Genomic DNA, 21,468 nt, shown 5'->3' with positions numbered 1-21,468 from the left:
AGTAAACATGTCTCTATGTCCTTGTGGCACCATGCAAGAGTACGCGCAATGCTGTGAGCCTATTCATCTTGACCCAAGCCTTGCCCAACAGCCTGAACAACTGATGCGCTCAAGGTACTCTGCTCACGTGAAACAATTGGTCGACTTCGTGGTTGACACCTACCACCCTAGCTGCAATGCGCAATCCCAGCGAGATGAAATAGCAGAATCGGTATACGGGGACTGGCGAGGTTTGGAAGTCATATCAACCGAGCCTGGTCACAACGAGGATGAAGGCTTTGTCACTTTCAAAGCACGGTTTTATCAGGATGGTCATGAATACTGCATGGAAGAGCGTTCACGCTTCCTGCGAGAAAATGGCCAGTGGTATTACATCGATGGCACCTTCCCAGACGAGGCAAAAGACGAGCGTCTCTCTCAGACAGTGTCTAGCCTTAAAGTCGGCCGCAACGATCCATGTCTGTGTGGTAGCGGGAAAAAATTTAAAAAGTGCTGCGGTTAATAACTAAAAAGGCAGGAACCTTCCTGCCTTTTTACACTACTGTTTATTGGGATTAACTCGCACAATGTCTTGTTGCTCGGGTTGAAACTGCTTTTTCAATTCTGATTTTGATTTAAAGCTAATTTCCCCACCTTGAGCCACAGTCATATGCTGAGCATCACTATTGTGCTTTGACTGATACATCATCACTGCCTGCATGCATGAATCTCGTTGCTCTTGGGTTAATACCGTACCTTCAGGCCACTTTCCTGTTTCAACAGCAAAAAGTAGACGCTCATAAGCCTCAGGTGTGATGGCATCAATTAACTGCTTTGCGTCCATGGTGTATCCTTAATATAAATCGAACAGCAGTGAACATAGCGAGCTACACTCCTGAGTCAAGGAAAGAACAACAAATAAGTCTAACGGATCACAAGCGACCAAACTATGAAAAAACGATATGCTCTTACACTCAGCCTTTTAACCCTTCCCTTGGTTGGCTGTTTTGAAGGCCGACAAAATACAGAACAACTTTGTGAGAGCAACCCAGGGCTAAAATGCGAACGCTTAAACATGGACGATGGCCAATGCCGATTACCAAGAACTGATTTGATTTGGCATCGATTCGAAGTACTTAAGAATCCAACACCAGTTAACAAAATAAAAGAATATGAACTGGTTGCGGAGTACAAGAAGTGCTTAGAGCTCGCTTCTCAGATTCAAGCTATCGACCAAACAGAACTCAAACAAAGACGATTCCAAGCCCTAGTGAACGCAGGTAGCGATCTAGAGACTATCGCTGAAGAGCTATCAAAGTCCTCATCGCCAGATGCGCTCTACTTTTTATGGAGCCGGATAGGCAGTGACCAAGCAAAACGCGCATTTTTGCAACTAGAAGGCAGCCCTCAACTCGATACCGCAGAGATGCAATATGCACTCGCGACCTTCTACACGAGCCGTGATCTATTCAAAACACGTCAATTGTTGCTGCGAGCGCTCGAATTGACCAACCGAACTAATATCAACAATGAGGTGTTCAAATCATTGGCAAGTATTACCTACCGAATGAATCAACGGGAAGAAGCCTATATTTGGGCAATGGTTGCCAGTGATTTTGGTGTTCCTATTGCAACAGAACAAGAACTGCAGCTTTTGTATGGTTTTGAGAGCGGTAAATACAAACAGTTGGAACAGATTGCAGAGCAACTTAAGGAATCGATAGAACAAGGCACCTTTAAAAAAGAGCAGGTGCCTAGATTCCAACAAGACAGTTGAAAGGATAAAACAAACGGCGGTGATTAAATCACCGCTTTTTTATGAATTGTTGAAAATTAACGACACTGAGTTTACACAGAATCGCTCACCGGTTGTCTGCGGTCCATCGGGAAAAACGTGACCTAAGTGGCTATCGCATGCTGCGCAGCGTATTTCTGTTCTCACCATTCCGTGACTTAAGTCTTCTAAATAGCGAATAGCACTATCATTTATAGGGGCATCAAAACTTGGCCACCCACAACCTGAGTCATATTTGTTATCTGACTGGAACAGAGGGGCTTGGCAACACGTGCATGAATAGACACCTGTCTGTTTATTGTGGAGCAGTTTCCCAGAGAACGGCGCCTCTGTCCCCTGCTCTCTACACACACGAAACTGCTCTTCTGTTAAAGCCTCACGCCAGTATTCATCAGGCTTAACGACTTTTTCTACCTTATGTTTCACTGGATTAGATCTCCATGTTCTCATTTTTAGTTATGACTTTTTTCGCGAAAAACTTGCGAATAATCACTTTTGTAGCACATACTTTGACACCATAACAGGATGATTAAACTTTCAGCAGCGCTGTAAACATCTGAACTATTTTACGTCAACTGGTTAGGGAAAAAACCAGTAATCCGTTCAAAACATAACCATTTGCGACTAATTGTGAAAAAAAGCGACGCTTTTTTTTGACTTTAAACAAGTTAAGTCCGATTATCTGTTGCAGATTTTGACTGGATTCTGTAATTTTACTACCAGTTATCTTTAATCAGAAATTAAGTTGTGGAGCAACTATAATGACTATCAAAGTAGGTATTAACGGTTTTGGCCGTATCGGTCGTTTCGTATTCCGTGCAGCGCAAGAGCGCGCAGACATCGAAGTAGTAGGTATTAACGATCTTATCGATGTAGATTACATGGCATACATGCTTAAGTACGACTCAACTCACGGCCGTTTCAACGGTACTGTTGAAGTTGAAGGCGGTAACCTAATCGTTAACGGTAAAACTGTACGCGTTACAGCTGAGCGCAACCCAGAAGACCTTAAGTGGGACGAAATCGGTGTTGACGTTGTAGCTGAAGCAACTGGTCTTTTCCTAACTGACGAGACTGCACGTAAGCACATCACTGCTGGCGCTAAGAAAGTTGTTCTAACTGGTCCTTCTAAAGACGCGACTCCAATGATCGTTATGGGTGTTAACCAAGACACTTACGCTGGTCAAGACATCGTTTCTAACGCTTCTTGTACTACTAACTGTCTAGCACCTGTTGCTAAAGTTCTTAACGACAAGTTCGGTATCGTTTCTGGTCTTATGACTACAGTTCACGCTACTACAGCAACTCAAAAAACTGTAGACGGTCCTTCTGCTAAAGACTGGCGCGGTGGTCGTGGTGCTTCTCAGAACATCATCCCATCTTCAACAGGTGCTGCTAAAGCTGTAGGCGTTGTTCTTCCAGAACTAAACGGCAAACTAACTGGTATGGCTTTCCGCGTACCAACAGCTAACGTTTCTGTAGTTGACCTAACAGTTAACCTAGAGAAAGGCGCATCTTACGAAGCTATCTGTGCAGCAATGAAAGAAGCTTCTGAAGGCGAACTAAAAGGCGTTCTAGGCTACACTGAAGACCAAGTTGTTTCTCAAGACTTCATCGGTGAAGTTCAAACTTCAGTATTCGATGCTAAAGCTGGTATCGCTCTAACTGACAACTTCGTTAAAGTTGTATCTTGGTACGACAACGAAATCGGTTACTCAAACAAAGTTCTAGACCTAATCGCTCACATCTCTAAGTAATTATTACTTTAAGATAAGCGTTTAGCGCAGAATCTTGTAAAAGGCGGCTCTCGAGTCGCCTTTTTTGTATCTGGAATTTGAGAGCATGCTCCCCAAGCTATGCTCTCCCTGCGATAGGAAACATACATGGATTTGAAAACTCTCCCTGCCCTTACTGTACTATCGGACAACGTCACGATCGTTGAAGTTGACCAAGTTAAAGTTGTTCGCGTCATCCATGAAAAAGCAACAGCTGGTATCGCTTTACACGGCGGGCATGTCATTTCATTTAAGCCTGAAGGTCAAGAAGATCTGATTTGGATGAGCGAACAAGCAATCTTTGATGGAAAGGCGGCGCTTCGAGGTGGTATTCCTGTCTGCTGGCCTTGGTTTGGACGCATTGCAGCACCCGCTCACGGTTTTGCACGTAACAGCGAATGGACATTGCTTGAACACCGAGAAAATGAACATGGTGTGATTATTGAACTCGGTTTGATGACATCAGAATCCACTTTATCTGTTTGGCCGCACCAGTTCCAAGCTCACTTATTAGTTGAAATCAGTGATGAGTTAAAAGTAACTCTGGATGTCATTAACACCGACGAGCAACCTTGGACATTCTCTGGCGCACTTCATACCTACCTAAACGTTGCTGATATTGAAACAGCTAAAACCACAGGTATGGGCGCAGAATACATCGATAGCCTTCTCGACAATAAAGTTTGCCAAGGCGGAGACGAACTAGTCCTGACTGATACCATCGACCGCGTATACACCAAACCTGAATCGGTAATCAATGTTGCTGATGGTACCCGTACAATCAGCGTTGAAAACCAAGGTCATAACTCTGCTGTACTTTGGAACCCATGGGCGGCAGGCGCAGAAAGCATGGGTGACATGCAAGACGATGGCTATAAAACCTTCCTATGTGTGGAATCGACTCTGCATGCTCCAAGTCTCGAGCAAGGTAAGACTTTACAGCCTGGTGAGCGTCATCAACTGATCACCAAAATCTCAGCATAATCTTTTCCTTGATTGGCAGGTCGAACAACCTGCCTTTCTTTTACACCATGCTCATTCTCAAGACGTAACAATATACGCCTATCTTTTTTTCGCGTTCCTCTTTATATTCTTGTCATTATACTTTTGCCTCAACATAGGTTACCTGTCCCGTATATCCAGGTGCCGCTTTTGCCACAGAGCGATATTGGGTACAGCGTTTGAACCAACAGGTTTCAATGGAAGCTATCAATGTTGGGCAATACTTCAACACTCAACTCGAGCGTTATGAGCACATTCCTGATCTGTTGACCAGCCACTACAGAATCCGACAAGCCCTACAGCAAGACACCGCTGCTTTGGCGCTGAGCAAAGTGTTGAGCGACATACAGAAAACCAGCGGCGCGAGCGATGTTTATGTACTCAATGCCACTGGCGATGTGATTGCCTCGAGTAACTACGACTCAAACGACAGCTATATTGGTTCCAACTACGCTTTTCGCCCCTACTTCTATCGAGCTATGCAAGGAAAACGTTGGGTCGACTACGCTCTTGGGCTTCGTTCTGGAGAGCGAGGTATATTCTTCTCGGCTCCGATTTACAGCGAAGAGGAAATCATCGGAGCGATTGCGGTCAAAGTCGATATCGACAAGTTTGAGCAAGATACTAAATGGCTTGCTGGTGAAACCAGTACCAAGTTTATGATGTTCGCCCGAGATGAAGTCGTGTTTATCTCTAACCACCCCTACTGGCGGTTAAAACAACTTAGGGAGAGCGAAGATTATTCTTGGCAAGACATTCAAGCGACCTATCGATACCTTGACCTCAAGCAGCAACGAATCCCAAATTCCCAAGAATCCACCGCCTACCTTGATGGTAAGATATGGTTGCTTGAGCACTCACCAAACACTCAATCCCGGTACGTATTTGGCGAAACACAGCTAGATTTACTCGACTTCACGTTAGTGGTGTTGAGACCGATAAGCCACACTCATCAAAAAGTACAAGTCGCTTTGATACTCGCCACACTCAGCTATTTCACAGTGATAGGAGTCGGCATTTTCGTTTTTCGCCGATTGGCGGGCTATAGACAACTTATTTATACCCGCAACTCATTAGAGAAAGAGGTCACTCAACGCACCCACCAGCTAGAACAAGCCCATCATGCGCTGGTTCAATCAACCAAACTGGCGACCATTGGCCAACTATCGGCGAGTATTAACCACGAAATCAATCAACCTCTTAGCGCGATGAGTACCTACTTAGTCAGCACCAAACGGATGCTAAGCAAGGGTATGGTCGAATAAGCCTGTGAAAATATCGCCAAGCTTGAATCTCTAATTACACGAGTTCATCGTATCGTCTCCCAGCTCAAGCAATTTAGTCGCGCCAGTGAACATCAGCTAGGCTGGTGCTCACTACAAACCTGTATCAACAATGCCCTTATCGTTGTAGGGCCCAAGAAAACGGGGAGTGGGTAGACATAACCCTCTCGGATACTGGAACAGGTATCGATCTACAAACCATCGCGTCTATTTTCGAACCTTTTTTTACCACCAAATCCGACATTGGTCTGGGTTTAGGCTTAGCGATATCGAAGAACATTATCCAGTCATTTGGTGGCGATCTCACCGCTCAAAACAACGCCGACCATCAAGGGGCAACCTTCACATTGAGGTTAAAAAGAAAAACAGATGCCAACGACTAAACAAGCCCACATCATCATTATTGACGATGAGCAAATCATTCGTGATTCTCTATCTCAACTTCTCAGCATTGAAGGCTACCTGACTCAAGCATATGAGCGCGGTGAAGATCCGTTGAAAGCCATCAACAAAGATTTTGATGGTATCGTCATTACCGATCTCAACATGGCTCAACTGCATGGCTTAGACGTTTTAAAGCAGATTCAAACCATCGACGCCGATATTCCGGTGATAATGCTGACTGGCTATGCCGACGTGCAAATCGCAGTTACAGCACTTAGAGAAGGTGCTTACGATTTTTTCGAAAAACCCATCAATGAAACCTTGCTCGACAGCGTGAGCAGAGCGGTAGAAAAACGGCGACTGGTGTTGGAGAACCGCCATTTAAAAAACTACCTAAAAAGCGCAAAAACAGGACCACAAATTCTCGGTGACACGCCCGAAATGCAAAAGATGATGCAATTTCTCAATACGGTCGTCGACACCCCAACTGATATATTAATTCAAGGGGAAACTGGCGCAGGCAAAGAGATGGTCGCGCGTTATCTCCATGAGCATAGCGAGCAGCGCTGCAAAGCGAACTTTGTTGCCATCAACTGTGGAGCCGTGCCCGAGCACTTAATAGAGAGCGAACTCTTTGGCAGCCGCAAAGGTGCCTACACAGGCGCTGATGCTAATCGCATTGGCAAACTTGAATTTGCCCAAGGAGGCACCGTTTTTCTCGATGAAATCGAAAGCATGCCACTGGCTATGCAAGTTAAGATCCTGCGGGTCATCGAAGAGCGCAAAGTGCCCCCGTAGGTAGCAACAAAGCGATCAATCTTGATATTCGATTTGTCGCCGCTACCAAGGTCGATTTATTAGCGATGGCAGACGAAGGGCTCTTTCGCTCAGATCTCTACTATCGCTTGAATCTCGTTACCATTCATATCCCGCCTCTCAGGGCACGCAAAGCAGACATTCCACTCTTGTTTAGGCATTTAAGCTCGATAGCCGCTGGGAGATTTCATAAACCATTGAGGTCATTGAAAAGTGAGGAGCTTGAACAACTCATGCGCTACGACTGGCCCGGAAATGTACGCGAGTTAAGGAACGTTGCAGAGAGGCATGTTTTACTGGGTCTACCACTAGAGCTAAGCCAAACCAGTGCGTTAGAAATGCCAGCAGATGATCTGCCGCTTGCAGAGAAGGTCGCCTTTTATGAGTGCGCACTGATTGAGGAAGCCTTGAGTCAAACCTCAGGGTCGGTCAAAGAGGCGCTCAAGTTGCTAAAACTGCCCCGGAAAACCTTCTACGATAAAGTGTCCAAATACGGAATAGAACGCAATAAGTTCATCACCCCTTGAGTGTGGAAAAGGTGACAAATACACTTTTATTTCTGTGTGAAAATCCACACAAACAATCGAAATCGACAAACCAAATAACACGTAAGCATTTTTTTTAATTTACATAAATATTATTTTCACAATCTGACAACACTTTTGCACTACAGGAGGTCTGCTCGGAAGCAGCAGCCTATTTAAAACCTCTCACCAAGTGCAAGATTGGTGTTATTAAAGGATGAAAGAATGAGTGATAATAATAAAAAACACCATGGTTCATGTTATGCCTCGGACCTTTGGTTATGCTCGCGACCCTAGTGATGGAACCGCCTGTAGCAGGGCTAAGTGTCGATGCTTGGCGCACTGCAGGTTTAGCATTTTGGATGGCGAGTTGGTGGATCTCGGAGGCGGTCCCCATTCCCGCCGCCTCACTACTCCCTCTGGTTGTGGTCCCTGTTGCTGGCATTGCCAGTATCAAACAGGTCGCCGCGCCTTATGCTCACCCACTAATTTTCCTATTTTTGGGCGGATTCCTCATTTCTATCGCCATGGAGCGTTGGAACCTACACCGTCGAATGGCCCTCAAAACCATGCTCACGCAGGCAGCAAACCCAGCATTCAGGTATTGGGGATTATGCTGGTCACGACGTTTCTATCAATGTGGATGTCGAATACCGCAACCGCAGTGATGATGCTCCCTATCGCCCTGTCGGTAATTAAGATCGTTACCGACCGCGACCCGAACAACAATCAGTTCGGCAAAGCGATGCTCCTCGCGATTGCCTACGGCGCTAGCATCGGTGGTATTGCCACCCTCATTGGTACGCCACCAAACGCGTTGATGGCGGCTTACTTATCCGATAGCTATAACATTGAGATTGGATTTGGCCAATGGGTGATGCTTGGTCTTCCTCTTTCTATCGTGCTCCTGGTATTCACTTGGCTGTGGTTGACCAAATTTAGCTACAAAGTCGATCAAGCTGGCGAGGTGAGCTCTAAGTCCGTGTTTAAAGACCAACTCGACAAGCTAGGCGCAATGTCAGCGGGCGAGAAGAAAGTGTTGTTCATCTTTGCATTCGCTGCACTCGGTTGGATTTTCCGTCCTTACATCGCGAAGGCAACGGGAATCGGTCTATCAGACACGGGAGTGGCAATGATGGCGGCGATCTTACTGTTCGCACTTCCGGTCAAATCGGGCAGCAACCAAGGTGCAATACTTCCTCCACTGGACGAAATACAAGCGATAAGTAAGCACATTGCCTTCGCAGTTGGAAAACAAGCTATTGAGGAAGGGCTGGCGCTTCCCCTTTCAGAAGCTGCACTGAACCACGCGATTGAAACTACCTTCTGGCAACCTCAATACCGCCATTATCGACGCACATCGTTCTAATCCATACAGCAGGAGAAACCATGACTCCTGCTCGCTTAACTGCTGAGTTTCATTATCAGGAGGTTACGTTGTAGAGACCTGACGGAATCCTTGTTAATTCAAGGGCAACCAGTTGAGCAGTGGACGCAACAAATACATAAGGCAAAATTTCCACCCTCATGCAATAAAGCACTTCCTCTTTGGGTCTACTCCTAGCTAGCCGTTGGCTAACGCCCTACTTTTGACAAATTACTTAATAAATATCAATTAAGTCGTTTATATAAATCGATAGCATACATTCCATAATAACCAATTAATTATAAATACTAGGAAAGACACGACATGTTGCAAAAATATAGAAATCAAAGCGTTGGTTTCCAACTCAAGTTGGTGATCACCTTGTGTCTGGCGGTCGCATTTTCAAGCATATCGGTACTGGTTTACCGCAATGCGTCTGATGTATTACTTGAAAGTACCCTTAAAGAGCATCAGTCCAAGGTTGAGGCTATGGCTAAAACCATCGCAGGACAATTCAATGCTTATCTGCATACAGCGAAAGTTCTGGAATCGACATTTCGCAATGGTTATCTTGCCGGCGTTTTTATCGAAGATTACACCGTTGATTTCCAAGGCCATCAGGTTGCGAACATCACGCAATACAGTGAAAGTTTGATCAATGATACCAATATCGTTGATAGCTTCACTCGAGATACGGGCGCAATTGCCACCATTTTCGCGCCTCTGGGCAATGATTTTATTCGCGTTTCCACATCCCTTAAAGACCCGCAAGGCAATCGAGCCGTAGGTACGACACTTGGCCAAAACCACCCTGGTTATCGAAAGCTTATGAATGGTCAGCCTTACTACGCGCAGATAAAACTGTATGGTCAACGCTTCATTACTTATTACGCGCCACTTAAAGACGTGAATGGCAAAGTGAACGGGATTACCTTTATCGGCCTCCCCGTAGAGCGCGCTACTCAGAATTTGTTTTCTTCTTTGGAAGACGTCAAATGGGGTGACACTGGATACACCATTATTCTTGACAATGCGAAAGACAACTTAGGGCGCTACCTACTGCACCCGAATAATAAAGAGACCGATCCACCGATTCAAAACACTCAGGACTACAATGGCAATAAGCCCTTCAACAAAATATTTGAACAGACAAACGGACTGATCCGTTACCCTTATGAAAGTAATGGAAACGTTGGAGAGAAATACCTTGTTTATACTGAAGTGCCAGGGTGGGATTGGAAACTGCTAGGCGGTACTTTTATTAGCGAAGTGACAAAAGGCAGCCGCACATTGCTGAATATCATCGTCATTATTTCTCTGATCGTGGCTGTTGGTACATTTGCTATTCTGACCCTCGTGCTCAACAAGACACTCAAACCACTGACCATCCTCAATGGTTATATGAGTCGACTTGCTAAAGGTGAAGTAAGTCTCTCCATCCCGAAAACAGGCAGTCAATCACGCAATGAGATCAACAACTTGAACCTTGGTGTAGCAAACATGGCCAGTCAGCTAGACAATCTAGTCGGCCAAATTCGCTCAACCAGCGATCAAGTAGAGCAAAACTCCACCAGCGTGGTAAGCGATGCACAGCGCAATCTCGACCAATCCGACTTACAGCAAGAACAAGTAGAGCAAGTCGTTACCGCCATCGAAGAAATGGCTGCGTCAGCTCAATCTGTCGCACAACAAGTGGAAAGCATTGCTGAAAACGTTCGCTCAGCCAATACCGATAGCCAATCAGGTTTAGAAGTCGTTGAGGGAGTTTGCATAGACGTCGCTCAATTGAATGATCAACTCGATCAATCAGCTGCGGCTATTGAACAAGTCAATGTTGATAGCGAAAGCATTCAGACCGTCACCAAAATGATTGATGAAATCGCTGAGCAGACAAATCTGTTAGCACTTAACGCCGCGATTGAAGCGGCAAGAGCCGGAGAACAAGGCCGAGGTTTTGCGGTAGTCGCGGATGAAGTACGCACTCTTGCACATCGAACTCAAACCTCAGTGCAAGACGTTGTCTCCATTATCGAGAAATTAAGAGGCTCAACCAGTAATGCGGTCAATATGATGGCGCAAAGCCAGCAAAATGCGAACAAAGTTCTGGATAAAGCCCAAGAGGCAGGCAATGCACTGGAAGCTATCGCGAGCCAAGTCGAAGCAATTGCAACCCAAGCAGATGCGATTGCGGCGACATCCGAAGAGCAAGCACAAGTCTCTCAAGAGATTGCGACCAGTGCGCATTCGATCAATGAACTTAACCGCCAAAGCCGAGACACCAGTGCGAAAACGTCAGAGAGTGCTGCAGAGCTTCAAAAGCAAGCGCAAGACTTAAAGCAGCAAGTGGACTTCTTCCACTAACCTCACCAAGAGCCGAAGTCATTCGGCTCTTTTTCCTTCGCCTCTGTTGCCTGTTTTTGTTAAAATCTCGCTCCCAAATCTGTATTGAGCATGATATGAACTACCAGTGCCCTCTATGCCATCAAGCACTTTCCTTTTCACAGCATAGCTTTCGCTGTGTCAACAATCACGCCTTTGACTTAGCCAAAGAAGGTTACGTCAATTTGATACCAGTACAGCATAAGCGCTCTAAAGATCCCGGTGACAACAAAGAGATGATGCAAGCGCGCCGACGTTTTTTGGAAAAAGACTACTATCAGCCTATGAAGCAAAAGGTCGCTGAGCTTTGTGCTGAATTTATAGAAAGTGATACGCCAAGCCTGTTGGACATCGGTTGCGGCGAAGGCTATTACACTACCGAAATGGCTACGCGCTTAACGAAAAAATATCCCAATGCACAAACCTATGGCCTAGATATTTCGAAAGTCGCAATTCGTTATGCGGCAAAACGCTACACAAACTGCGCGTTCAGTGTTGCCTCGAGCCATCGTCTGCCGTTTTCCGACAACAGCTTAGATGCCGTTGTACGAATATACGCGCCTTGCAACGCTGACGAATTAGCGAGAGTAGTAACCGATCAGGGCGTTGTTATCACGGTGACACCAGCGGCTCGTCACCTCTACCAATTGCGCGAAGCGATCTACTCAGATGTGCGACTCCACAGTGAAGCCCCTGAAGAAATTTTAGGTTTCACATTAGAGAGAGAAGAAAAGCTCAGTTACGTGATGCCACTTGCTCAGGGTGATGCTTACGATCTGCTACAGATGACTCCGTTCGCATGGAAAGCCTCAGACACACTAAGAGAAGAACTTCAATCGGCTACACTGTACGAATGTGAGGCAGATTTCATGTTACGCGTTTATCGCAAACAGAGTTAATGGATAATAATTCTCATTATTATTGAAACATCGATAAGCCTCCAGTAGTATGCACGCACTAATTTCTGGAGGCTTTTTAATGCGTACTCTATTCGCGACTTCGCTTATTACTCTTTTCCTAACAGCCTGCTCAACCACGCCAGAGCAGCGTCCGACTACCTTCTATGATTACAGCTTGCTCTCTCCTGACGCTCAACCGGTCTCGTTGACTCAACTGCCAAAATCGCTTGCGAACGCCGATGTCATCTTAGTCGGTGAATGGCACACTCATGCAGGTGTTCATCGCTTTCAAACCGACCTATTGAGACAGTTGGTGCAAGAGCAGAAAACCATTGCCCTTTCTATGGAGCAATTCTCGCGCGACAAACAAAATGTGCTGGATGAGTACCTAGCGGGGAGCATTGGTGAGCAAGTCCTTATCAGTAACGGCAACGCTTGGCCAAATTACGAGAGCGACTATCGCCCATTGGTTGAGTTTGCCAAAACAAGCGGCCTTGACGTCATTGCCGCCAACGCGCCTAAGCCTATTGTGCGCTGCATCGGACGCCAAGGTGTCGATTACCTCGATAAACTGACGATCAAAGAGCGCTCATTCCTCGCCAGCGACATCGATACCTCAAACTCGCCATACAAAGAGAAGTTCATGGCTTCAATGCACCATGGCAAACCAGAACAAACAGAGAAACAATTTGCCGCTCAAGTCACATGGGATGAAACCATGGCAGAAAGCATTGTCTCTTATTTGGCGCAGCATCCTGGCACTCAGGTCGTTCATGTGGCAGGCAAGTTCCACACTGAGCTTGGTCTAGGAACCAAAGCATCCATTTTAAAGCGTAACCCTGATCTAAATGTTGTGGTAATTACGCCCGTAGCAAGCACCGACACTGACAGTGGCGACGACTACCGCTTGTTGGTGAGCGCGCCTCCGGTTCGTTATGTACAAATGGAAAACCGCATAAAAGCCTACCAAAAATTGAAGGGACGCAACGACAATCTGACTTGTCGCTAAAGCCTTACGGCGGGCTATTTCACCGTGTAGCCCGCCAATACTCCTACCTGTCTTCACCTTCCACCAAACGGGCACACTTTATGCTTGTGTAAATCTCATACAAATTACGCATATTTTGCACAAGTTTTTCACATGACGGCCGATACATTGGCTGAGGACAGTATAAGGAGTTCACTATGACGCCAGTAGGAATGGAGCCAGCAAAGCTAGCGACTACCCAGCAGATTAAGCCTCAGACACGTCCGATGGATAACGCCCAACCTACGACACCACTGAAAGTCGAGCAAAACAAAGTTACCCTGTCAGAAGAAGGCAAAGCGCTCTTGGCGGCTCTACAGGAAATAGACAAAGAGTCTAACGTAGACAAAAGCGACAAGACAGTTGGCGATAAAGTCGAGTCTTTTGCACACGGCGCGCTCGGGATGGATCACCCCGATAAAATAAAAGAGGAAGACGATAGTTCATATACAGCAGGGCAATTCCTTTCCGCTGCGGCAACCGTAGGCGGAATTCTACTCGCTGTTTTGTAACCCTGTATACTGTAACCGATTAGAATTATTGCTCTTATCGACAAACGATTGCGTTTGTTGAGGGGCCATGCCGCATTCCATAATCAACCAGTTTTTTGTTTATGGAAAAAGATCGTGAAAAACGCATTTTCGCTTATAGATAAGCCCACCTTTTTTGGCGCGATAGGCCTTCTGCTTGCCGTTGTATTCCCTCTCATTTTGTTCCCGCAGCAAGGGGCTGACTGGATAGCTGTCGCCAAAACCTTCATGACCGACAAACTCGGTTTCTTGTACCTTGCACTTGGTATTACTGCCTTCTTCTTCATGATTTATGTCGTATTTAGCGACATGGGCCAAATCAAACTTGGCGATCCTGATGAAAAGCCCGAGTTCGCGACCTCTTCTTGGGCAGCCATGCTGTTTTGTGGCGGTATCGGCGCAAGTATCCTCTACTGGGGCTGTATCGAGTGGGCCTATTACTACCAAAACCCACCGTTTCAACTAGAGCCTGGCAGCGAAGAGGCGGTTCGTTGGGCCGCGACATACGGTATCTTCCACTGGGGGCCAATCGCTTGGTCTATTTACCTCATCCCTGCCCTGCCAATTGCTTACTTCTTCTATGTCCGAAAACAGCCGGTACTCAAAGTGTCTAGCGCACTCATGCCTGTGATTGGCGAAGAGCGCACCCAAGGCACCGCTGGCAAAGTGGTGGATGTTCTGTTTATTTTTGGTCTTCTTGGCGGCGCTGCTACCACGCTTGGCTTGGCTGCCCCGCTCATTGGTGAAGGACTCTATTTCTTGTTCGGGATAGAGCAAAGCACACTTAGCCAAATTGCTATTCTGCTGGTTTGTACGGCAATCTTCGCTTACTCATCGTATGCGGGGATGGAAAAAGGCATCAAAATCCTCAGCAACATCAACTTTTGGGGAGCAATGGGCCTACTCGCCTTTGTCCTAGCCGTTGGTCCTACCATTTTCATGCTGGAAACCGGTCTAGACTCGATTGGCCGCATGTTGTCGAACTTTTTTGTCATGGCAACTTGGGCAGAGCCTTTCGGGGGATATGGCAGTTTTGATGACACACATTTCCCTCAGGATTGGACGATATTCTACTGGGCATGGTGGCTAGTCTTTGCTCCGAGCATGGGCCTGTTTGTCGCTCGCATTTCACGAGGCCGCACAATCAAACAGATGGTGTCGGGCTCAATCTTCTTTGGCTCATTGGGCTGTTTTTTGTTCTTCATGGTGCTTGGCAACTACGGTTTGTCACTTCAACTATCAGGACAACTCGATGTGGTTAGCATCCTCAATACACAGGGAGCAACCAAAGCCATTTTCTCGATGCTGGATGCACTACCAATGGGCACCTTGGTGATTGCGGTGTTCACCCTGCTCTGCGTCATTTTCACTGCCACCACATTCGACTCCATCTCTTACATTTTGGCGTCTGTTGTACAAAACAACGTTACCGAAGAGCCGATGCGTTGGAACCGTATGTTCTGGGCGTTTGCTCTTTCGTTCTTGCCGACGGTTTTAATGTTCCTAGGTGGGTTAAGCACGCTGCAAACCGCCGCCATTGTTGGTGGTCTACCACTGCTTGGCATCTCGGTTATGTTGATGATTTCAGCCGTTCGTGCCACCTCGTTGGACTTGCGCCATCAAGAGGATTACGTTGAACCGACCATCAATATCGAAGAGCTGCCTGAAATGGACCCTTGGTCTTTGGAAGGCATGGCACTGGCACGTTTTGAGCGAAGCCGTGACGCAGCCCAAGAAGCGGCTGAACAAGAACGTCAAGCGCTGGCAAACGTGATGAAAGTGAAAAAGCGCATCCGTGCATTTGCTCTTGAACATGATGGTGAAGAGGCATTTTCAGATCATCATTTGCCGCAAGAGCTGCAAGACGAACTTCAGTCTGCGCTTGATGCCGTAGCAAAAGCGCAAGATGCCAAAGAAGCAGCATCAGAACAAGCGCAAACCGCACGAAGCGAGTTCAATCAAGTGGTTCTCAACGCCGCTAACTAATTTTCTTTAACCTTCCCTAACTCAAGCCTACTGAACGTAGGCTTTTTTCATTCTTTTCAATCAAAATCGAATAAATACTCAGTTTTATATTTATGACATAAATACGAAACACAGTTGACACAAACCAGTGCTTTAATCAGCTCGCTTATCAAATAAGGACAATTCAATGAAGCACTTAATCAAACCTGTTATTGCCGCAGTGGCAACGTCTACGCTCTCGTTCAACGCACTTTCAGCGGAAATCAAAAACGTGATTTTGATGATTGGTGATGGAATGGGCCCCCAGCAAGTTGGCCTGCTTGAGACCTATGCCAATCAAGCGCCGAACTCCATCTATAACGGTAACAAAACCGCGCTGTACAAACTGGCTCAAGAGGGTGTGATTGGTTCATCCCTCACCCACCCTGAAGACGCGATTGTCGTTGACTCGGCCTGTTCAGCCACCATGCTTGCAACGGGTCAATACACCGCCTCGGAAGTGATTGGCGTTGACTCTCAGGGCAACCACATTGAAACCGTTTTGGAAAAAGCGAAAAAAGCAGGTAAAGCGACCGGCCTGGTTTCGGATACTCGTTTAACCCACGCCACACCAGCCGCTTTTGCAGCGCATCAGCCTCACCGCTCACTGGAAAACGACATTGCGTCAGATATGCTGGCGACAGGTGTGGATGTCATGCTGTCTGGCGGCTTACGCCATTGGATCCCGAAATCAACCAATGACAAAGGGGAAACATACAAAGCGCTTCAAACCCTGACGCAAGGTGACGTTTACCTCAAATCAAAACGTAAAGATGAACGCAACCTGCTTACCGAAGCTCAGCAAGACGGATATCAGCTGGCTTTCAACCGCTCAATGCTCAATGATGCGAACGGTGACAAATTGCTAGGCTTGTTCTCCTACTCAGGAATGGATGACGGTATCGCATACAGCAACAAAAAAGCGGATGCAAAACGCACTCAGCCAAGCCTAAAAGAGATGACCGAGAAAGCGATCGATGTTCTATCGAAAGACAAAGAGGGCTTTTTCTTAATGGTAGAAGGCGGTCAAATAGATTGGGCAGGTCATAGCAATGACGCAGGCACCATGCTGCATGAAATGATCAAGTTTGATGAAGCGGTTGAATCGGTATACCAGTGGGCCAAAGATCGTGACGATACCATCGTGATTGTCACTGCAGATCATGAAACCGGATCGTTTGGTTTCAGTTACTCGTCTCAAAACTTGCCGAAGCCTCAAAAGCGTTCTGGAGAAGCCTTTGCTAAGCGAGACTACGCACCGAACTTCAACTTTGGCTCATTTGATATCCTAGATGGATTGTACAACCAAAAACAAAGCTACTACGGCATGATCAGTCAATTCCAAAAGTTGGAAAAATCACAGCAAACTCCACAGAAGCTGGCTGAGATTGTGAACCAAAACAGCGCGTTCCCAATTACTGCAGAACAAGCGGAAAACGTACTGGCGAGCAAGCCAAACCCTTATCGTCTTGCGCAACACAAATACTTGGCTGAAGAGAACGTCCCTGCGATCAACGACTTTGACGCCTTCTTCCCATACAACGACCGTGGCAACCTGTTAGCTAGAGAGCAAGCTACTGGGCAAAACATCGTCTGGGGAACAGGGACACATACTCACACGCCAGTAAACGTGTTTGCATGGGGACCCGCTGAAAAGATCCTACCTGTATCCAAAATCATGCACCACTCAGAACTCGGTGAATACATTAAACAACAGGTTAAGTAACCCGAGTACTATCAACTTGCACTAAGTCACGCCCTTCGGGGCGTTTTTTGTTTACGGCGCAGTGATTGACTCTCAGCGAGTGAGAGATAAGAATAGACCCAGCAATAACTAAGGTCTTCGAACATGTGTGAAATATTCTCCCAACAACCTCAAGAAAACTACCAAACGGTCGCTCGCTCTATTCGCATTGATGGCCACGCCACCAGCATTAAACTTGAGGCCAGCTTTTGGCAAATCCTCGAAGAGATCGCTGCAAAGCAAGAGATGTCACTCCCTCGCTTTATTAGCTCTATTCACAACGAAGCCTTGCAGCACAACGGTGAGATTAGCAACTTCACTTCGCTACTTCGCTGCGCGTGCCTCATTTACCTGCGCCAACCAAACAATGTAATGGAAGAGGTAAAACAGCAACTGCATGAGTTCGCGTAAAAATCGCCGTGTCGTACTCTAGTACTACCTAATCTGTTTTCGCTGCCCGTATCCTACCCAAATCAGAAGTAAGAGGCAGTTATGACAAAACTCATTCACTCCATGGTCAGGGTTAGCGACCTTGCCCGCTCAATCGTTTTTTATCGCCAAGCCTTAGAGCTTGAAATCAAAGACCAGTTTATGTTTGATGGCTTTAGCTTAACCTACTTGGCAAATGCGGAAACCGGGTTCGAGCTAGAGCTGACGCACAACCACGGCCAAGAAGAACCATACAGTCATGGCACTGGATATGGGCATTTGGCGGTAAGTGTCGAAGACATTGAGCAAGCACACAAACGCATTAAAGCTCTGGGAATTGACGCATCGGATGTCAAAGCACTCGATCACAATGGCACTCACCTTGCGACCTTCTTTTTCATCACCGACCCAGACGGATACAAAATCGAGTTTTTGCAGCGCCAAGGGCGTTATCTTTAAAGAATATGACTATGATCCATTTAACCGCGACTTTTGATGCCAAAGATGGCGCCGAGCAAGATTTACAAGCGCTATTAACAGCGTTAATTGAACCCACTCGCAATGAGCCAGGCTGTGTGTCTTACCGTTTATTTAAAGATACAAACGTAGCAGGCCGTTTTGTTTTTCAAGAACAATTTGCCGACCAAGAAGCTTTCGACTTTCATAGCCAGCAACCCTATTTGCAAAACTTACTCGGCCAGCTTGATGGTATCTTGAAAGGTGAACCCGTCATTACTTTCTTTGAAGAAATCGAATAACAAAGAGCGCCCTAAGTGGCGCTCTTATTGTTTATCCCTCTAGCTCTTTCACCATATGCAAATGAACATCTTGCTGTGGGAACGGAATAGAAATTCCTTCTTGGTCAAAGCGCAGTTTCACTTCCTTAGTGACGTCCCAATAGACATCCCAGTAATCGTCCGTTTTTACCCAAGGGCGAACAATAAAATCGACGGATGACGTATTCAAGGTGTGTACTTTGATGTTCGGCTCAGGTGAACGTAGGACCAACGGGTGCGAGGTGACGATATCAGTCAATACTTGTTCTGCTTTGAGCAAGTCATCACTGTAACCGATCCCAAATACCATATCGACGCGACGAACTCGCTCATGGGTCACGTTCTTAATCACATCCCCCCAGATTTTGCTGTTAGGAATGATGATGATTTGGTTGTCGAACGTTTTAATCGTCGTATTGACCAAACTCATATGGCTCACCTTACCATCCACACCACCCGCAAACACGAAATCGCCAACATCAAATGGGCGATAAATCAACAGCATCATGCCCGCCGCAAAATTGGATAGCGTATCTTGCAATGCAAAACCGATAATGACCCCAGCAATACCAAAACCGGTTAACACTGGCGCAAGGTTCAAGCCGACTTGTGACAGCGAAACCAAAATACCAATCACCCACACGACGTTACCCGACATGTTAATAAAGAACTCTTGCATCAACTGAGAGAGTTTTAAGTTCTTCGATATCACCGTTTTACTCACGACCTTGCGAGTCAACTTCGCCACCATGCTGGTCGCTAAAATCAGTAGCGCAAACACAAACAGTTGGAACAGGTGCTGAGGCGCGTTGTTGGCAATCCAATCCCAAATATTGGTCGACCAATTGGACAAAATCGACAACAAGACTTGCCCGTCGAGCAAATCCTGGGTGATGCTGCCCGTCACATCAAAGATCAATCGCTTGTACTCAGACGTATCGATATTCAACTGATCAGCGATCGAGATAAGCGAGTTTAAGCTGTCGACCGCGATGTTCATTCGTTGCTTAATAACCAACTGAGTCAATTGAAGCGACGACTTTTCAGATTCAGGGCTCACCGTTAACTGCTTGCCAACGACACTCACCTGCTGATTGAAATACTCGACAGAGGCAGATATCAAGCGTAAGCGTTTACTCACTAACTCAGTAAACGTCTGCTCAGCGAGCGTTTCGTCCACACCCAACTGCTTCAACCACTGAATATTCTGCCAGTTGGCTTCAATAATGGTATCGAGATAATGCTGCAACTCTTGGTAGTCATTGAGTAGCGCCAGCCGTTCTTCTTCTTTTGCTGTGTTGATTTTTTCTGATAGCGTTTTGATTTTCTCTTCCAGAAAAATTGACGCATTTTGAGAATACTTTTGCTGCATTTCAACTTGTCTAACGAGCTCATTCTTCGGAATAGAGTCTCGATTGATGGCCGCAGATAAAGCGCTTCTTAAATCCTCATTTTTCTGGAAAAGCTTAAGCTGCAACGCGTCTTTTTCTTCGCCACTGGCACTAATTAGCGCATCGGAGAGATCTTTTAAGTCCGAGTTGATGGTTTCGATCTTCAACTGAGCTTCAGACTTAACCGGCTCTGTCACTTCTTGCGCAGCAAACGCCGAGAAACTCAGCATGGCCGCCAGTAGCAAAAACACAATACCTTTTGGTAACCCTAAACAACGGTGAGAAAGCAATCGCATGACAACCTCAAACAATAAGTCTTTGTTTCTTTTGTAGATAGCAGTAAGTGTACACCACAAACAGAAAAAGAAATGCGTGCTGAACGTTAAAGAACAGCAAATAGAAAAACAGCCGCATAATGCGGCTGTTTCAAAGAGATTAACGGTTAGGATGATTTAGAATGTGGTCCTCCCAATTGACCACTTCTATCTCATAGACCACTTTGTTGCGCACACTTTCCCCTGCCGCATGCATGGCCGATTTAGAGCCTGTAATCAATGGATGCCACTCTGGCAAGCTCTGCCCTTCGGCGAGCAAACGATACGCGCAGGTGTGAGGAAGCCACGTGAAGTCTTCAATATCGTCTTGAGTCAGCTTGGTACACTCTTCATCATAATTGAAACGATTCGGATAATCTTTACACGAGCATGTCTTACTATTTAACAAGCTGCACGCAACATTGGTGTAATAGATTTCGTCGGTATCTTCATCCATGAGCTTATGCAGGCAGCATTTACCACAACCATCGCAAAGAGACTCCCACTCTTGTTCGGTCATCTGCTCTAGTTTTTTTGTTTGCCAAAAGGGTGCGCTCATTGGTGTTACTTCGTTATCATACAGGGGTGCGATTTATACCGTTTAGACTTCCAAAATTCAAGGGCAAAGTTTGAGCTGATCACACTTGGCTTTTTTGCTACTATCCCGCTCTTGCAAATTTCGAGGTCAGTTTGATGGATTGTCGCTTAGGTTGCGGCGCGTGCTGTATTGCGCCCAGTATCTCTTCTTTTATCCCAGGAATGCCCAATGGCAAGCCTGCCGGGGTTCGGTGTATCCAATTGAATGACGACAATCTGTGTAAATTGTTTGGAAAACCAGAACGCCCCAAAGTCTGCCACGAGTTTAAGCCTTGTCCGGTAGTATGCGGAAAAACCAATCAGCAAGCACTGAACAATATTGCAGAGTTAGAGAGCCTGACCTAAAAACAACCACGCTCGAGTTACATCTGCCCTTTGCATTCATTTTATAAAACTCATCACAAGTTTTTCTCTTCGTCACAATCGGTCACACTGGTGGTCATTCATTCAGGTT

22 protein-coding genes and 1 pseudogene are annotated in these 21,468 nt (G+C 46.3%); 19 read left to right on the top strand and 4 right to left on the bottom strand.

Annotated elements, in window-relative coordinates:
* Nucleotides 1-7: 7 nt before the first annotated feature.
* Entirely contained in the window at nucleotides 8-502 is a 495-nt protein-coding gene (locus OH458_RS05710; protein ID WP_269977572.1) for a YchJ family protein, read from the top strand.
* A 36-nt stretch (nucleotides 503-538) separates the two neighbouring features.
* On the opposite strand, the gene OH458_RS05705 is transcribed toward OH458_RS05710, so the two are convergent.
* Nucleotides 539-823 (bottom strand): YeaC family protein, encoded by a 285-nt coding sequence (locus tag OH458_RS05705; protein WP_038138929.1) that lies wholly within the window; start codon nucleotides 821-823, stop codon nucleotides 539-541.
* A 105-nt stretch (nucleotides 824-928) separates the two neighbouring features.
* Here OH458_RS05705 and OH458_RS05700 point away from each other — a divergent pair, with 105 nt between their 5' ends.
* Nucleotides 929-1,756 carry a DUF2989 domain-containing protein gene (locus OH458_RS05700; protein ID WP_269977571.1) on the top strand — a complete coding sequence of 276 codons (828 nt, stop codon included), beginning with the start codon at nucleotides 929-931 and terminating at the stop codon, nucleotides 1,754-1,756.
* Between the two features lie 39 nt (nucleotides 1,757-1,795).
* Here OH458_RS05700 and msrB read toward each other — a convergent pair whose 3' ends face one another.
* A complete protein-coding gene (msrB, locus tag OH458_RS05695; protein ID WP_269977570.1) occupies nucleotides 1,796-2,200 on the bottom strand; it encodes a peptide-methionine (R)-S-oxide reductase MsrB in 405 nt (134 codons plus the stop codon).
* Nucleotides 2,201-2,535: 335 nt separating this feature from the next.
* On the opposite strand from msrB, the gene gap reads away from it, so the two are divergent.
* The 16 genes and pseudogenes from gap (at nucleotide 2,536) to OH458_RS05615 (ending at nucleotide 18,694) form a co-directional block, all read left to right on the top strand.
* Nucleotides 2,536-3,531 (top strand): type I glyceraldehyde-3-phosphate dehydrogenase, encoded by a 996-nt coding sequence (gene gap, locus OH458_RS05690; protein ID WP_269977569.1) that lies wholly within the window; start codon nucleotides 2,536-2,538, stop codon nucleotides 3,529-3,531.
* 126 nt (nucleotides 3,532-3,657) lie between these two features.
* The gene (locus OH458_RS05685; protein ID WP_269977568.1) at nucleotides 3,658-4,533 is read left to right on the top strand and encodes a D-hexose-6-phosphate mutarotase; all 876 of its coding nucleotides are present in this window, start codon (nucleotides 3,658-3,660) and stop codon (nucleotides 4,531-4,533) included.
* A 197-nt stretch (nucleotides 4,534-4,730) separates the two neighbouring features.
* Entirely contained in the window at nucleotides 4,731-5,816 is a 1,086-nt protein-coding gene (locus tag OH458_RS05680; protein ID WP_269977567.1) for a sensor histidine kinase, read from the top strand.
* 104 nt (nucleotides 5,817-5,920) lie between these two features.
* The gene (locus OH458_RS05675) at nucleotides 5,921-6,217 is read left to right on the top strand and encodes an ATP-binding protein (RefSeq protein ID WP_269977566.1); all 297 of its coding nucleotides are present in this window, start codon (nucleotides 5,921-5,923) and stop codon (nucleotides 6,215-6,217) included.
* A pseudogene (locus tag OH458_RS22130) lies at nucleotides 6,204-7,561 on the top strand (sigma-54-dependent transcriptional regulator). Before OH458_RS05675 ends, OH458_RS22130 begins: the two are co-directional and overlap by 14 nt.
* Nucleotides 7,562-7,839: 278 nt before the next feature.
* Nucleotides 7,840-8,226, top strand: a complete 387-nt coding sequence (locus OH458_RS05665) for an SLC13 family permease (protein ID WP_269977565.1) — start codon at nucleotides 7,840-7,842, stop codon at nucleotides 8,224-8,226.
* Complete coding sequence (locus OH458_RS05660) at nucleotides 8,172-8,927, top strand: SLC13 family permease (protein WP_269977564.1); 756 nt, start codon at nucleotides 8,172-8,174, stop codon at nucleotides 8,925-8,927. The genes OH458_RS05665 and OH458_RS05660 overlap by 55 nt, the downstream gene beginning before the upstream one ends.
* 321 nt (nucleotides 8,928-9,248) lie before the next feature.
* The gene (locus OH458_RS05655; protein ID WP_269977563.1) at nucleotides 9,249-11,285 is read left to right on the top strand and encodes a methyl-accepting chemotaxis protein; all 2,037 of its coding nucleotides are present in this window, start codon (nucleotides 9,249-9,251) and stop codon (nucleotides 11,283-11,285) included.
* Nucleotides 11,286-11,380: 95 nt separating this feature from the next.
* Nucleotides 11,381-12,202: a 23S rRNA (guanine(745)-N(1))-methyltransferase gene (gene rlmA / locus OH458_RS05650; protein WP_269977562.1), complete on the top strand. Its 822-nt coding sequence runs from the start codon at nucleotides 11,381-11,383 to the stop codon at nucleotides 12,200-12,202.
* Nucleotides 12,203-12,281: 79 nt separating this feature from the next.
* Entirely contained in the window at nucleotides 12,282-13,211 is a 930-nt protein-coding gene (locus tag OH458_RS05645; RefSeq protein ID WP_269977561.1) for a ChaN family lipoprotein, read from the top strand.
* 176 nt (nucleotides 13,212-13,387) lie between these two features.
* Complete coding sequence (locus OH458_RS05640) at nucleotides 13,388-13,741, top strand: hypothetical protein (RefSeq protein WP_269977560.1); 354 nt, start codon at nucleotides 13,388-13,390, stop codon at nucleotides 13,739-13,741.
* 114 nt (nucleotides 13,742-13,855) lie between these two features.
* Entirely contained in the window at nucleotides 13,856-15,745 is a 1,890-nt protein-coding gene (locus tag OH458_RS05635) for a BCCT family transporter (RefSeq protein WP_039626200.1), read from the top strand.
* Nucleotides 15,746-15,911: 166 nt separating this feature from the next.
* Complete coding sequence (locus OH458_RS05630) at nucleotides 15,912-17,489, top strand: alkaline phosphatase (protein WP_269977559.1); 1,578 nt, start codon at nucleotides 15,912-15,914, stop codon at nucleotides 17,487-17,489.
* A gap of 123 nt (nucleotides 17,490-17,612) precedes the next feature.
* Nucleotides 17,613-17,918, top strand: coding sequence for a ribbon-helix-helix domain-containing protein (locus OH458_RS05625; RefSeq protein WP_005471854.1), 306 nt, complete (start codon nucleotides 17,613-17,615; stop codon nucleotides 17,916-17,918).
* Between the two features lie 81 nt (nucleotides 17,919-17,999).
* Nucleotides 18,000-18,395 (top strand): VOC family protein, encoded by a 396-nt coding sequence (locus OH458_RS05620; protein ID WP_038212887.1) that lies wholly within the window; start codon nucleotides 18,000-18,002, stop codon nucleotides 18,393-18,395.
* Between the two features lie 11 nt (nucleotides 18,396-18,406).
* Complete coding sequence (locus OH458_RS05615) at nucleotides 18,407-18,694, top strand: putative quinol monooxygenase (RefSeq protein WP_269977558.1); 288 nt, start codon at nucleotides 18,407-18,409, stop codon at nucleotides 18,692-18,694.
* A gap of 31 nt (nucleotides 18,695-18,725) precedes the next feature.
* On the opposite strand, the gene OH458_RS05610 is transcribed toward OH458_RS05615, so the two are convergent.
* Together OH458_RS05610 and OH458_RS05605 are read right to left on the bottom strand one after the other, a co-directional pair.
* Nucleotides 18,726-20,399 carry a mechanosensitive ion channel domain-containing protein gene (locus OH458_RS05610; protein ID WP_269977557.1) on the bottom strand — a complete coding sequence of 558 codons (1,674 nt, stop codon included), beginning with the start codon at nucleotides 20,397-20,399 and terminating at the stop codon, nucleotides 18,726-18,728.
* A 139-nt stretch (nucleotides 20,400-20,538) separates the two neighbouring features.
* Nucleotides 20,539-20,976, bottom strand: coding sequence for a YcgN family cysteine cluster protein (locus OH458_RS05605; protein WP_038138978.1), 438 nt, complete (start codon nucleotides 20,974-20,976; stop codon nucleotides 20,539-20,541).
* 134 nt (nucleotides 20,977-21,110) lie between these two features.
* Between OH458_RS05605 and OH458_RS05600 the strand changes: the two genes are divergently transcribed.
* On the top strand, nucleotides 21,111-21,359 hold the full coding sequence (locus OH458_RS05600) for a YkgJ family cysteine cluster protein (RefSeq protein WP_072016683.1): 249 nt from the start codon (nucleotides 21,111-21,113) through the stop codon (nucleotides 21,357-21,359).
* Nucleotides 21,360-21,468: the final 109 nt, after the last annotated feature.

The organism is Vibrio sp. MarTm2, assembly GCF_027587055.1.
GTDB lineage: Bacteria > Pseudomonadota > Gammaproteobacteria > Enterobacterales > Vibrionaceae > Vibrio > Vibrio sinaloensis_D.
Note: the sequence above shows the minus strand (reverse complement) of the source record. Positions and strands in the feature narration are given on the sequence as shown.

What these genes read in the sequence shown, in the direction of transcription:
- OH458_RS05685 (WP_269977568.1), top strand. Translation starts at nt 3,658, where the DNA reads ATGGATTTGAAAACTCTCCCTGCCCTTACTGTACTATCGGACAACGTC.
- rlmA (WP_269977562.1), top strand. Translation starts at nt 11,381, where the DNA reads ATGAACTACCAGTGCCCTCTATGCCATCAAGCACTTTCCTTTTCACAG.
- OH458_RS05710 (WP_269977572.1), top strand. Translation starts at nt 8, where the DNA reads ATGTCTCTATGTCCTTGTGGCACCATGCAAGAGTACGCGCAATGCTGT.
- OH458_RS05630 (WP_269977559.1), top strand. Translation starts at nt 15,912, where the DNA reads ATGAAGCACTTAATCAAACCTGTTATTGCCGCAGTGGCAACGTCTACG.
- OH458_RS05600 (WP_072016683.1), top strand. Translation starts at nt 21,111, where the DNA reads ATGGATTGTCGCTTAGGTTGCGGCGCGTGCTGTATTGCGCCCAGTATC.
- OH458_RS05615 (WP_269977558.1), top strand. Translation starts at nt 18,407, where the DNA reads ATGATCCATTTAACCGCGACTTTTGATGCCAAAGATGGCGCCGAGCAA.
- OH458_RS05705 (WP_038138929.1), bottom strand. Translation starts at nt 823, where the DNA reads ATGGACGCAAAGCAGTTAATTGATGCCATCACACCTGAGGCTTATGAG.
- OH458_RS05625 (WP_005471854.1), top strand. Translation starts at nt 17,613, where the DNA reads ATGTGTGAAATATTCTCCCAACAACCTCAAGAAAACTACCAAACGGTC.
- OH458_RS05645 (WP_269977561.1), top strand. Translation starts at nt 12,282, where the DNA reads ATGCGTACTCTATTCGCGACTTCGCTTATTACTCTTTTCCTAACAGCC.
- OH458_RS05610 (WP_269977557.1), bottom strand. Translation starts at nt 20,399, where the DNA reads ATGCGATTGCTTTCTCACCGTTGTTTAGGGTTACCAAAAGGTATTGTG.
- OH458_RS05620 (WP_038212887.1), top strand. Translation starts at nt 18,000, where the DNA reads ATGACAAAACTCATTCACTCCATGGTCAGGGTTAGCGACCTTGCCCGC.
- OH458_RS05665 (WP_269977565.1), top strand. Translation starts at nt 7,840, where the DNA reads ATGCTCGCGACCCTAGTGATGGAACCGCCTGTAGCAGGGCTAAGTGTC.
- OH458_RS05605 (WP_038138978.1), bottom strand. Translation starts at nt 20,976, where the DNA reads ATGAGCGCACCCTTTTGGCAAACAAAAAAACTAGAGCAGATGACCGAA.
- gap (WP_269977569.1), top strand. Translation starts at nt 2,536, where the DNA reads ATGACTATCAAAGTAGGTATTAACGGTTTTGGCCGTATCGGTCGTTTC.
- OH458_RS05660 (WP_269977564.1), top strand. Translation starts at nt 8,172, where the DNA reads ATGCTGGTCACGACGTTTCTATCAATGTGGATGTCGAATACCGCAACC.
- OH458_RS05655 (WP_269977563.1), top strand. Translation starts at nt 9,249, where the DNA reads ATGTTGCAAAAATATAGAAATCAAAGCGTTGGTTTCCAACTCAAGTTG.
- OH458_RS05700 (WP_269977571.1), top strand. Translation starts at nt 929, where the DNA reads ATGAAAAAACGATATGCTCTTACACTCAGCCTTTTAACCCTTCCCTTG.
- OH458_RS05640 (WP_269977560.1), top strand. Translation starts at nt 13,388, where the DNA reads ATGACGCCAGTAGGAATGGAGCCAGCAAAGCTAGCGACTACCCAGCAG.